Genomic DNA, 11,615 nt, shown 5'->3' with positions numbered 1-11,615 from the left:
GTAGGCGGCGAAATCGTGACCAGCAGGCGAGACGGGGGAAGTTATTTTCAGGGGCGCGCCAGCCGCGCCTCGCACTGCTGCGCGATTTCCCACAGGCGATGGCGAATAACCTGCTTCAGGTGCAGCGTGGACTGCGACTGCGGCCGATCGCGGCGGCTGATGAGCGTGACCTCGAACGGCAACGGCTGCGTAATCGGCAGCAGCGTCAGCTGATCGGCGTAGCGGCAGGCGGTAAAAAGATCGACCACGCCGACGCCGCCGCCCGCCAGCACCATATCCGCAATCACGGAGTAGGTTTTAATCGAGAGCGACACCGCCGGATAGAGCCGTTTGTCGTCAAGGGCGCGGTGCAGCACGCGGCCAAGCGGATCCTGTGCCTGCATCAGCAGCAGATTATTGGCACAGAGCCACTCCAGCGACACCGGCGCTTCCCGCTGGAGATGGGGAGGCAGCAGCGCCACCATCGAAGAGTGAAAAAGCGGCTCCGCCAGCAAATCCGCGTCGACCTGCTGGCCAAACACCAGCGCAAAATCGAGCTGGTCATCAAGGATGTTGCGGCACAGCGTGGAAAAATGTTCGGTTACCAGCTCGACGTTAACCGCCGCCGCCTGGTGACGATAGCGCACCAGCGCGGGCGCCATCACCATCTGACCAAAGGCGTGCGCCGCGCCGACGCGCACCGTCTGCCCTTCGCCGCGCCGTAGCTGATCCGCCAGCTGATTAATCGCCTGCAGCCGGTGATAAAGCGCGTCAACCTCCGGCAGCAACCGCCGCCCTTCAGCGGTGATCACCAGGCCTTGCGCGCGCCGTTCGAACAGCGCAAAGCCCAGCTGCTGTTCGGCATGGTTGAGCACGCGGCTGACGTTGGGCTGCGACACGTTCAGCAGCCGCGCCGCCCCGCTGATGCTGCCCGCCTGGGCGATCGCCTGAAAAACTTCAATATGGCGCAGACGCATGGTTATTCGCCCCAGGTCGCTTCCAGCACGCGCAGCCAGTTGCCATAGCAAATTTTATGCAGCAGTTCAGGGCTATAGCCGCGCGCCGCCAGGGCGGCGACCAGCCGAGGGAAACCGGCTACGTCGCGGAAGTCATCCGGCATGGTGGCGCCGTCGAGATCGGAGCCAAAACCAACGCCATCTTCGCCGACCTTGTCGAGAAGATACTCAACGTGGCGAACAATTTCTTCGAGGCTGGTGGGCGCGTCACGCCTGCCGTCTTCGCGCAGAAAAGGCACGGCGAAATTCACCCCGACAAAGCCGCGCGTCTCGGCAATCGCCGCCAGCTGGCGATCGGTGAGATTACGCGACTGCGCGCTAAGCGCGTGGGCGTTCGAATGGCTCGCCACCAGCGGCGCGTCGCTGATAGCAGCGGTGTGCCAGAAGCCTTTTTCATCCATATGGGAGAGATCCACCAGAATGCGGCGTCGATTGCAGTGGCGCACCAGCGCCTTGCCCGCCTCGGTCAGTCCGTTGCCGGTATCGGGCGACGACGGATAGCGGAAGGGAACGCCCTCGCCGAACTGGTTAGGGCGGCTCCAGAGCGGCCCCAGGCTGCGCAGACCGCTGGCGTAGAGGATATCGAGCAGCTCGCCATCGACGTCCAGCGCCTCCGCGCCCTCAATATGCATCACCACTGCCAGCCTGTCGCTGGCCATGCAGCCGCGGATCTCCTGCACGCTGCGGCAGATTTTAATCTGCTGCGTGGCCTGCTCGATGCGCAACAGCAGCGCCAGCATAGAGAAGGTGGCGTCGCGCGCAGTGGCGGTCGCCTCTTCAGAAAGAGAAACGGGAGATGGCGCGCTTCTTGCAGCACTTCCGTCGTCCGCAGCGGCGAGAGAGGCGTGCCCGGGCGCCCAGGCGGCAAAAATGCCGCCCGCCATCTTGCCCTGGCGCAGGCGCGGAAAATCGAGTTGTCCCGACGGCGTTCCCTGTAGAAACGCGTTGACCGCATCCGGGCGATGATGCTGCCACAGCCGACAGAGTACGTCGTTGTGACCATCAAATACGGGAACTTCCGGCCATGCCTGATGATGATTTTCCGACATTTTTTAGATTCCGTTTGCAAAGGGTATTGCACAAAAGCGGCATGCAGGCGGCGCGGACGCACCAAAACAGAGCAGGCGTTTTATGCGGCGATGAGAGCGATTATTAATCGCCTGCGACCAGACGACTGTCAAGCTAAATAACAGCGCGATTTTATTTTTTAATTTTATTAATCAATAACCTGGAGTTAAAATGGTCACCAGAAGACGCTTTATCGCAGGATGCACCGCCGCGCCCTTTTTATCCTGGCTGAGCCTTAACACCGCCTTTGCCGCCACGCCCCCCAGCATGCTGGTTATGGCGATGCAGCTCGACAATATGACCAGTCTCGACCCGCATGAAAGCTTTGAAGCCACCGGCGGTCAGATCTGCGGCAACCTCTACCAGAAGCTGGTGCAGCCTGATCCGCAGCAGGCGGATAAGGTTATCGGCATGCTGGCGCAAAGCTGGGAAGCAAACGCCGACGGTTCGGTATTTACTTTCCATCTCAATCCGGCCGCGACCTTCGCCGACGGCACGCCGCTCACCGCCGAGGATGCGGCCTTTTCCATCGAGCGCATCGTTAAGCTCGATAAGAGCCCGGCCTTTATCATTAACCAGTTCGGCTTTACTAAAGAGAATGTCACCAGCAAGGTGACGGCGAAAGATGCCCATACGCTGGAGATGACGCTGGGCGCGCCCACGTCGGAGTCATTTCTGCTCTACTGTCTCTCCGCCACGGTCGGCAGCATCGTGTCGAAAAAAGCCTGCCTCGCCAACCAGCAGAACAACGATCTCGGCAACGCCTGGCTGAAGCAGCACAGCGCCGGCTCAGGTGCCTTTACGCTGCGCAGCTGGAAGGCGAGCGAAACGGTGATCCTGGAGCTGAGCCCGCAGTACGCAGGCAAGAGCGCCATCAAGCGCGTCATTCTCAAGCATATCGCCGACCCCGCCGCGCAGTCGCTGATGCTGCAAAAAGGCGATGTGGATGTCGCCTACGATCTCACTACCGAGCAGCTGAAACCGCTGCAGTCCGCCAGCGACGTAACGCTGGTGAAGCAGCCGCTTTCCGCCATTATGCTGATGTCCTGTAATACCACGCACCCGCAGCTGCAAAAGCCGCAGGTGTGGCAGGCGCTGAAGTGGGCGATCGACTACGACAGCATCCAGAAAAATATCCTGTCGCTGACCTACAACGTACACCAGAGCTTTCTACCGTCCGGCTTTCCGGCGGCGCTCGACGACGCGCCTTTCCACCGCGACGTAGACAAAGCGAAAGCGCTGCTGGCGGAAGCGGGCTACCCGGACGGCTTCGAAATTACCCTCGACCACTACTCGATGCAGCCCTATCCCGATATCGCCCAGGCGGTTCAGACCCAGCTCGGCGCTATCGGCATTAAGGTGTCGCTTATCGCCTCGGAGAACCGTCAGGTGCTGACCAAAATGCGCGCGCGTCAGCATCAGCTGGCGATCACCTCGTGGGGCGCGGACTACTTCGATCCCCACTCCAATACAGAGGCCTTCTGCGTCAATACCGACAACACCACCGGCGCGCGCAACCGCACCCTGGCCTGGCGCTGCGGCTGGTCAGACGACGAATTTAACCAGCTCACCGCTCAGGCGCTGCACGAAAGCGACCCGGCGCAGCGCCTCGCGCTGTATAAAAAAATAGAGCAGCAGCATCGGGAGAAGAGTCCGTTTATTTTTATGATGCAGCAGATCCAGACCACCGCCTGCGCGAAAAATCTCTCTGATGTTCATATGACCGTGCTGGAGCAGTGGCCCTATCAGCAGGTGAAAAAAGCGTGACGGGCGCGATAACACGCGGCGTCAGCTCGCTGGGCAGCCTGCTGCTGACGCTGTTCGGCCTGACGGTGCTGACCTTCTTTATCGGTCGGGTGATGCCGACCGATCCGGTGCTGGCGGCAGTCGGCGACAACGCGCCGCAGTCGGTGGTGGAGCGCGTGCGCGCGGAGATGGGGCTAGACCAGCCGCTCTACGTGCAGTTCGGCCACTATCTTAACCAGCTGCTGCACGGCGACCTGGGCCGTTCCGTGCTGACCTCAAACAGCGTCGTCAGCGATATCGCCCGCTTTTTTCCGGCCACCATGGAGCTGGCGACGGCGGCGATTGTGATCGCCGCGCTGATCGGCATTCCCCTCGGCGTCTGGGCGGCGGTGCGTCAGGGCAGCTGGCTCGATCAGACCATTCGCGTGATCTGTCTGGCGGGCCATTCGCTGCCGGTGTTCGTGCTGGCGCTGCTCAGCCTGCTGCTGTTCTACGCCGTGCTCGGCATCGCGCCGGGGCCAGGGCGGCAGGATATTATCTGGCAGGATATGATCCCGCAGGTCACCGGATTTCTCACCATCGATTCGCTGCTGGCGGGCGAATATGACGCCTTCCGCGACGCGCTGGCGCACATGGCGCAGCCGGTCTGCATCCTCGCCTACTTCAGCATGGCCTACATCACGCGTATGACCCGCACCTTTATGCTCAACGCGCTCAGCGGCGAGTTTGTGATTACCGCGCGCGCCAAGGGGCTGTCGTCACGCCGCGTTATCTGGCGCCACGCCTTTCCCACGGTGGCGGTGCAGCTGGTCACGGTGCTGGCGCTGACCTACGCCGGGCTGCTGGAGGGGGCGGTGGTGACGGAAAATGTCTTCGCCTGGCCGGGCCTCGGACAGTATCTCACCACGTCGCTGATGAACGCCGACATGAATCCGGTGGTGGGCGCCACGCTGCTGGTCGGCACGGTTTACGTGCTGCTCAACCAGCTCGCCGACCTTCTCTATCGACTCTGCGATCCACGGGTAAAATAATGTTTATTTCACGCAACTGGCTGCTCGCCGATTCGCCGGCCAACCGCCGGCAGGCGGTGTGGGGACGCCGCTACCGCCTGTGGCTGAACCTGCGCGCCAATCCGCTGGCAACAGGCGGCATGGCGGTTATTCTGCTGATGCTGCTGCTGGCGATCGCCGCGCCGCTGCTCACCCCTTACGATCCCGGCGCGCAGCATCTGGAAAACCGTCTGGCCGCGCCCTCCGCCGCGCACTGGCTGGGAACCGATGAGCTGGGGCGCGACCTCTGGACGCGTATTATTTACGGCGGCCGCACCACGCTCGGCATGGTGATCGCCGTTGTGGCGCTCACCGCTCCGCTCGGCCTGCTGATCGGCTGTATCGCCGGCTATCTCGGCGGCTTTGTCGACAAGGCGCTGATGCGCATCACCGATATTTTTCTCGCCTTTCCGCGCCTGATCCTGGCGCTGGCCTTCGTCGCCGCGCTCAAGCCGGGGGTGGAGAGCGCGGTGCTGGCGATCGCCCTTACCGCCTGGCCGCCGTATGCCCGACTGGCGCGCGCGGAGACGCTGCAGTTTCGCCACAGCGACTTTATCGCCGCCAGCCGCCTGACCGGCGCCTCGCCGCTGCGCATTATTCTGCGCCACATTATGCCGCTGTGCGTGCCGAGCCTGATCGTGCGCGTCACGCTCGATATGAGTTCAATCATTATTACCGCCGCCAGCCTCGGTTTCCTCGGCATGGGCGCGCAGCCGCCGTCGCCGGAATGGGGCACGATGATCGCGACCGCGCGCCGCTTTCTCTTCAGCGAATGGTGGGTGCCGCTGATGCCGTGCATCGCCATTTTTCTCACCTCGCTGGCCTTTAACTTTCTCGGCGACGGTCTGCGCGACGTCCTCGATCCCAGGGAGCGCTAAATGCTGGTGGAAATTGAGAACCTACGCATCGCCTTTCGCAGCCGCGCTGACAGGGTCGAAGCGGTGCGCGGCGTCAGCTTTAGCGTCGGCAAAGAGAAATTCGCTATCGTCGGCGAGAGCGGCTCGGGCAAATCGCTCACCGCGCGCAGCCTGATGCAGCTACTGCCCGGCAACGCCGAGGTCAGCGCCGACGCGCTGCGTTTTGACGGCATCGACCTGCTGGGCGCCAGCGAGAAAACGCTGCGGCAGGTTCGCGGCAGACGCGTCGGCTTTATTCTGCAGGATCCGAAATATTCTCTTAACCCGGTGATGACTATCGGCCAGCAGGTCGCCGAAGCCTGGCGCGAGCACAAAGGCGGCAGCAGAAAAGCGGCGATGCAGGCGGCGATCGGCCTGCTGGAGCAGGTGAAAATCCGCGACCCCGCCGCTGTGGCGCTGCGCTATCCCCATGAGGTTTCCGGCGGCATGGGGCAGCGCGTGATGATCGCTATGATGCTGGCGCCCGATCCCGAACTGCTGATTGCCGATGAACCCACCAGTGCGCTCGACGCCACGGTGCAGGCCGAGATTCTGCGCCTGATTGACGACCTGGTGTCGGCGCGCGGCATGGGGCTGATTCTGATCAGCCACGACCTGCCGCTGGTGTCACACTTCTGCGACCGCGTGGCGGTGATGTACGCCGGACGTATCGTCGAGCAGCTCGATGCCCACCAGCTGCACCAGGCGCAGCATCCCTATACGCAGGGGCTGCTGGCCTGCCTGCCATCGCTGCGCCACCCGCGCGCGCGGCTGCCGACGCTGCAGCGCGACGCCGCATGGCGCGATTAGGAGAAAGCTATGTTTGAGATCGATAAGCTGGACGTAAACTTCGGCGCGCACCGCGCCGTTAAAGCGGTTTCGTTCCAGGTCGGCAGCGGCGAGAGCTTCGGCATGGTAGGCGAAAGCGGCTCGGGCAAATCGACGGTGCTGCGCGCGCTGGCGGGCCTTAATCACGACTGGCGCGGTGAGATCCGCTTTGGCGGCATGGCGCTGACCGCCAGGCGCGGCCGGCCCTTTTTTCGTCAGGTGCAGATGGTGTTTCAGGATCCCTACGGCTCGCTGCATCCGCGCCAGACAATCGACCGCATTTTGCATGAGCCGCTGCTGGTACACCGCCTCGATCGCGCCGAGCAGCGCATCAGTCAGGCGCTGAGCGACGTCGGCCTGCCCGCCGCGGCGCGCTTTCGCTATCCGCATCAGCTTTCCGGCGGCCAGCGTCAGCGCGTGGCGATCGCCCGCGCGCTGATCGCCGAACCGGAAGTGCTGCTGCTGGATGAGCCCACCTCCGCGCTGGACGTTTCGGTACAGGCGGAAATTCTCAATTTGCTCAGCGATCTGCGCAGCGCGCGCAATCTTACCTATATTCTGGTGACGCATAATCTGGCGGTCGTCACCCATCTTTGCCAGCGTATCGGCGTGATGCAGCATGGCGAAATGGTGGAACAGCTCAGCGCGGAGGATCTGCGCGCGCGGCGTCTCCATCATCCGCATACCGCGCAGCTTTTCGATTTAAGCATTGGGCTGGAGGAGCCGGCATGACGCTGGAGTGGCAGCAGGCGGCGGCGGTCGCCGACGAGATCGTTCAGGGCTGGCGACGGCCCGGCGCGCCAGGCGGCGCGATAATGCTGTTCGACGCCCGCCAGGTTCATTCGACGCACTGCGCCGGGCTGGCGGATCTGGCGCAGCAGACGCCGTTTACCCTCGACAGCGTGGTGCGCTACGCCTCGCTCACCAAACATCTTTTCGCTGCGCTGGTAACCGGGCCGGGCCGCCGCTATCTGTCGCCTGACGACAGGCTGGCCGATCACCTGCCGCAGCTGCGCGGCGCCAGCGGGCAGGTTACCGTCGGCCAGGCGCTGGATATGTCGAGCGGGCTGCCGGATCTGCGTGAAACCCTGTCGCTGATCGGGCTGTCGGTCTATAACGCCACCACCGACGCCGACCTGCTGGCGTTCCTCGCCGCGGAGAGCGGGCTGAACTACCCGCCGGGCAGCGAAGTCTCTTATACCAATACCGGCTATCGGCTGGTGGAGGAGGCGCTTAAAGCCAAAGGGGTGCGTTTCGACGCGCTGCTGCAGCAGTATATCTGCCAGCCGCTCGATATCAGCCTGTCCGCCCCCGAAACCTGGTTCGACGTCGTGCCCGGTCTGGTGCCGGGCTACTGGTTCGACGGCAGCCGCTGGCAGCTCGCCAGCGCCGGCCTTCATCTTTCCGCCTCCGGCAGCGTAGCCGGCAGCCTGCGCCATCTGACGCGCTGGCTGCAGGCGCTGCTGAGCGACCTTGGCCCCGGTGCGGGCGTGCTGCAACGCCTCAGCGCGCCGCGCCTGCTGGCGGACGGGCGCGTCAGCGGCTACGGGCTGGGCCTGGCCACTACCCAGCTCGGTACCCAGACGCTGTTTGGCCACGGCGGCTCGCACGCGGGCTATAAAAGCTATTTTCTGCTGCACCCTGAGCGCCGGGTCGGCGTGGCGCTGGTGGCGAACCGGGAGGATGTCGCCACCTCTGAAAGCGCGCTGCGGGTGATAGCGGCGCTGCTTAACCGGGCGCTGCCGGAGAAAGGGCACCCTCTCGCGCCCGGCCTCTATACTGGAGAACAGGCGGCGGAGTGGCTGGAGATCAACGGCGACACGGCAACCTGGCTGGGGGCAAGCGAAACCCTGTGGCGCGGCGACGCGCACGGCGACGCGCGGTCGCTCTCCAGCACCCTTCCGCTGCGGCTGCGCCAGGAAGGTGCCGACATCGTCGGCGAAATTGGCCATGCTGCGCCGCGCCGCTTTACGCCAGCGCAGCCAGACAGCGCCAGCCTGCAGGCGATGCAGGGACGCTGGTTTCTGCCGCAGTGGCGCAGCGAACTGGAGATTGCGGGGGAGAAGCTGATTATGGGCATCGGCCCGGCGGCGATGGTTGCCAGCCTGCAGTCGCTGAGCGGCAACCGGGTGCTGGCGACCGCGCAGGACGGCCCCTGGCAAAAGCGCTTTATGCTGGAGCGCGACGGCAACCGGCTGCGCCTGCTGCTTAACCGCAGCCGGGTGGTGCAGTTTACGCGATAACGTTGCGCAGCCTGCCGATCTTCTCAATTTCCACTTCCACTACGTCGCCGCTGAACATAAACAGCGGCGGCGTGCGTTTTTTACCGACGCCGCCTGGCGAACCGGTAAAAATGACGTCGCCCGGCGAGAGCGGACTGAAAGCGGAGATGTACTCGATAATACTGGCGACGTTATGCACCATGCTGCCGGTGGTATCGTTCTGAACTTCCCGTCCGTTAAGGAAGGTTTTGATCGCCAGCGCCTGCGGATCGCCAATAGCCTCGGCCGTGGTCATCCAGGGGCCGAAGCCGCCGGTCTGCGGCCAGTTTTTCCCGGCGGTAAACCAGGTGAACTGCATGTCGCGCACCGTCGCATCCATAAAGCAGCTGTAGCCCGCCACGTAGCTCAGCGCCTCCTCGGCCTTCACCCGATGCGCCGGCTTGCCGATGATCACCGCCAGTTCGCCTTCATAGTCAAATTCGCTGGTGGAGTCAGGCTTCATCAGCGGCTGGTCATGACCGGTCAGAGAGTCGGCGAAGCGGATAAACAGCGTCGGCGCATTCTGGGTTTCTGAAAACTCCTTGCGCTTATCGGCGTAGTTCATGCCGACGCAAAAAACCTTACCGGGATTGTCAATTACCGGCAGAAAGCGCAGCGCAGCAAAGGCGTAGTCGGCGGGCAGATCGCGAAACGCCGCCAGATCCGCCAGCGAGGAGCGCTGCAGAAAGGTTTTCAGATCCGGGCACTGCGCGCCCAGGCGCGTGCCGACATCCACCACGCCGTTTTCTTTTACGATGCCGAAACTTTTAATGCCCTGGTCTGGAAGATAAAAACTGCAAAGCTGCATTACTGCCTCGTTGTTATCGATAAATTCGCGCGCAGGTTAACAAAAGATGAGATAAAAATCGTACGAACTTCCGCTCATCCGATGACATAAGGTTTAATTTTGTGTCGACGCCAGATAAGAGAAGGCGCTGAGCAGGCTGACCAGCGTCGCCATACGCTCCGCCTGGTAGCCGACCGTGACGGCATCGAGGCGCGCGACGCCGGGGATCAGGCAGAAAAGATCCGCCAGCACCGGTTTGCTCGCCTGTAGCCTCAGCTGATAGGGCGCGCTCAGAGAGGTTTCGCACGCGCCAGAAGCGCGCGAAACCGCGCGCGCCGCCGCTTCCCGGATACGCTCGCGCGCCGCCTGCGGACTAAGGGATTCGGCGCAGGTGTGAGAAATTGCGCGCTTTACGCAAACATATTCCGCGTCGGGGTGGCGTTCGCCGATCCACTGCTGCAGGCAGTTGTCTCCGCTTACCAGCCACAGCGGCGTGCCCTGCTCCGCCGCCGCCGCCGCGTAGATGTCGCTTTCCCCTGCCACGCGATCGTTGATCAGGATGCGCCAAAAGGCGCGGCCGTTGATGGTGTGCGCCAGCACGCCCGCCTCCCCCGCCGCGCTGTGATAGCCGATCAGCATCAGGCCATCGAAGCGCTGCTGTTCCAGCCCCTCGACCATCGAGAGCGCGCGCGGTTTGCTCTGCACCAGCCTGGCGCGCGCATCCATCTGCTCGGCGCGCAGGTTGGTCATCTGCGCATGGCTGTCGGCGACCACCACCTCGGTGGCGCCCGCGGCGAAAGCGCCGTCGATGGCGGCGTTCACCTCCTGCTCCATTAAGGCGCGCGCCAGCTGCCATTCGGCGTGGCCGGGCGCGCACTGTTCCGGGCGCATCACGCCCGCGACGCCTTCAATATCGGCTGAGATAAAGATCTTCACTCTGTGACTCCTGCAAGGCGGTCGAGCACGTCGCTGAGCGCCGGACGGTGGTGGCCGCGAAAGCCAGTGACGGGCCGGGCGCTAAGCAGCGCGTCCAGCACCGCATGTTCGGTGGCGTCGGCCGCCGCCGACAGCAGCGGCTCCAGCGCGGCATCCTGCGGCGGCTGCGGCGCGGGCTGCGTAGAGAACGCCACCGCGATATCGCCGGAGCCGTGTCCCCAGTAGCTGCCAGACCGTCCGAGGCCAGCACCGGCGCGCTTCGCTATGCGCGTCAGCTGGCGGGCGTCGAGCGGCGCGTCAGTCGCGAGGATAATAATGACAGAGCCGGCGTCGCGCTGCGGCGTCAGCGACGGCAGCAGCGGCGCGATCCGCTCGCCAATGCGCACGCCATCCAGCGTCAGCGCCTCCAGCACGCCGAAGTTCGCCAGCACCAGCACGCCAAGCGTGGCGTTAAGGGCGTCAATGCGGCGCGAGGCGCTGCCGATGCCGCCTTTCAGGCTGAAGCAGCTCATGCCGCGCCCTGCGCCAACGCTGCCGCGCGCGAAGTCGGCGTCGGCGGCGTCGAGGGCGGCCTGCGCCATCGCTTCGGTCACCGCCATCGCCTGAATATCGTTGAGCCAGCCGTCGTTGCACTCCAGCGCCAGCGGATTGACCGTGGGCAGCGCCCGTCCCAGCTCGGGGTTGGCGCCAATCGCCGCGCGCGCCAGCGTGTTGAACAGCGTGCCCATCGCCAGCGTGTTGCTGAGCAGAATCGGGGTCTGCAGCACGCCCAGCTCGGCGACCTGCACCAGCCCGACCGGCTTGGCGAAGCCGTTAAACACCGCCGCACCGCACGGCAATGGCCGGGTGAAAAGATTCTCCCCTGGCGGCACAACTGCCGTCACGCCGGTTTGCAGCTCGTCACGGTCCAGCGTGTAGTGGCCCACGCGCACGCCGGGCACGTCGCTGATGCGGTTGGTCGGCCCGCAGACGCCGCGCGGCAGACCAAGGCGGCGCGTGGCGCGCCAGCGCTGCAGCAGCAGGTCGCATTGTTGTTGGTGAAAGTCCAT

General features: G+C 63.9%; 11 protein-coding genes. 6 read left to right on the top strand and 5 right to left on the bottom strand.

Annotated elements, in window-relative coordinates; genetic code table 11:
• Positions 1–47: 47 nt before the first annotated feature.
• Together MHZ97_RS05000 and MHZ97_RS04995 are read right to left on the bottom strand one after the other, a co-directional pair.
• A complete protein-coding gene (locus tag MHZ97_RS05000; protein ID WP_103796236.1) occupies positions 48–956 on the bottom strand; it encodes a LysR family transcriptional regulator in 909 nt (302 codons plus the stop codon).
• A 2-nt stretch (positions 957–958) separates the two neighbouring features.
• Positions 959–2,044 (bottom strand): dipeptidase, encoded by a 1,086-nt coding sequence (locus MHZ97_RS04995; RefSeq protein ID WP_103796235.1) that lies wholly within the window; start codon positions 2,042–2,044, stop codon positions 959–961.
• A 190-nt stretch (positions 2,045–2,234) separates the two neighbouring features.
• Here MHZ97_RS04995 and MHZ97_RS04990 point away from each other — a divergent pair, with 190 nt between their 5' ends.
• The 6 genes from MHZ97_RS04990 to MHZ97_RS04965 are packed head-to-tail and all read left to right on the top strand — an operon-like array spanning position 2,235 to position 8,825.
• Positions 2,235–3,830: an ABC transporter substrate-binding protein gene (locus tag MHZ97_RS04990; protein ID WP_239314701.1), complete on the top strand. Its 1,596-nt coding sequence runs from the start codon at positions 2,235–2,237 to the stop codon at positions 3,828–3,830.
• The gene (locus MHZ97_RS04985) at positions 3,827–4,840 is read left to right on the top strand and encodes an ABC transporter permease (RefSeq protein ID WP_224481590.1); all 1,014 of its coding nucleotides are present in this window, start codon (positions 3,827–3,829) and stop codon (positions 4,838–4,840) included. Before MHZ97_RS04990 ends, MHZ97_RS04985 begins: the two co-directional genes overlap by 4 nt.
• Positions 4,840–5,736 carry an ABC transporter permease gene (locus tag MHZ97_RS04980; protein WP_199187329.1) on the top strand — a complete coding sequence of 299 codons (897 nt, stop codon included), beginning with the start codon at positions 4,840–4,842 and terminating at the stop codon, positions 5,734–5,736. Before MHZ97_RS04985 ends, MHZ97_RS04980 begins: the two co-directional genes overlap by 1 nt.
• Positions 5,737–6,564: an ABC transporter ATP-binding protein gene (locus MHZ97_RS04975; RefSeq protein ID WP_239314702.1), complete on the top strand. Its 828-nt coding sequence runs from the start codon at positions 5,737–5,739 to the stop codon at positions 6,562–6,564.
• A gap of 9 nt (positions 6,565–6,573) precedes the next feature.
• Complete coding sequence (locus tag MHZ97_RS04970; protein ID WP_103796231.1) at positions 6,574–7,314, top strand: ABC transporter ATP-binding protein; 741 nt, start codon at positions 6,574–6,576, stop codon at positions 7,312–7,314.
• A complete protein-coding gene (locus MHZ97_RS04965) occupies positions 7,311–8,825 on the top strand; it encodes a serine hydrolase (protein WP_239314703.1) in 1,515 nt (504 codons plus the stop codon). The genes MHZ97_RS04970 and MHZ97_RS04965 overlap by 4 nt, the downstream gene beginning before the upstream one ends.
• Here the strand turns inward: MHZ97_RS04965 and MHZ97_RS04960 are convergent.
• The 3 genes from MHZ97_RS04960 to MHZ97_RS04950 form a co-directional block, all read right to left on the bottom strand.
• Complete coding sequence (locus MHZ97_RS04960) at positions 8,815–9,651, bottom strand: fumarylacetoacetate hydrolase family protein (protein ID WP_239314704.1); 837 nt, start codon at positions 9,649–9,651, stop codon at positions 8,815–8,817. The two genes, MHZ97_RS04965 and MHZ97_RS04960, sit on opposite strands and share 11 nt — an antisense overlap.
• A 93-nt stretch (positions 9,652–9,744) precedes the next feature.
• A complete protein-coding gene (locus MHZ97_RS04955) occupies positions 9,745–10,566 on the bottom strand; it encodes a M55 family metallopeptidase (protein ID WP_239314705.1) in 822 nt (273 codons plus the stop codon).
• Positions 10,563–11,615, bottom strand: a complete 1,053-nt coding sequence (locus tag MHZ97_RS04950) for a P1 family peptidase (protein ID WP_239314706.1) — start codon at positions 11,613–11,615, stop codon at positions 10,563–10,565. The genes MHZ97_RS04955 and MHZ97_RS04950 overlap by 4 nt, the downstream gene beginning before the upstream one ends.

The sequence above is a fragment of the Pantoea sp. ACRSC genome, from assembly GCF_022346785.1.
Taxonomy (GTDB): Bacteria; Pseudomonadota; Gammaproteobacteria; order Enterobacterales; family Enterobacteriaceae; genus Pantoea; species Pantoea alvi.
Note: the sequence above shows the minus strand (reverse complement) of the source record. Positions and strands in the feature narration are given on the sequence as shown.

Coding starts and splice junctions, on each gene's coding strand:
- MHZ97_RS05000 (WP_103796236.1), bottom strand. CDS start 956: ATGCGTCTGCGCCATATTGAAGTTTTTCAGGCGATCGCCCAGGCGGGC.
- MHZ97_RS04995 (WP_103796235.1), bottom strand. CDS start 2,044: ATGTCGGAAAATCATCATCAGGCATGGCCGGAAGTTCCCGTATTTGAT.
- MHZ97_RS04990 (WP_239314701.1), top strand. CDS start 2,235: ATGGTCACCAGAAGACGCTTTATCGCAGGATGCACCGCCGCGCCCTTT.
- MHZ97_RS04980 (WP_199187329.1), top strand. CDS start 4,840: ATGTTTATTTCACGCAACTGGCTGCTCGCCGATTCGCCGGCCAACCGC.
- MHZ97_RS04975 (WP_239314702.1), top strand. CDS start 5,737: ATGCTGGTGGAAATTGAGAACCTACGCATCGCCTTTCGCAGCCGCGCT.
- MHZ97_RS04970 (WP_103796231.1), top strand. CDS start 6,574: ATGTTTGAGATCGATAAGCTGGACGTAAACTTCGGCGCGCACCGCGCC.
- MHZ97_RS04965 (WP_239314703.1), top strand. CDS start 7,311: ATGACGCTGGAGTGGCAGCAGGCGGCGGCGGTCGCCGACGAGATCGTT.
- MHZ97_RS04960 (WP_239314704.1), bottom strand. CDS start 9,651: ATGCAGCTTTGCAGTTTTTATCTTCCAGACCAGGGCATTAAAAGTTTC.
- MHZ97_RS04950 (WP_239314706.1), bottom strand. CDS start 11,615: ATGGACTTTCACCAACAACAATGCGACCTGCTGCTGCAGCGCTGGCGC.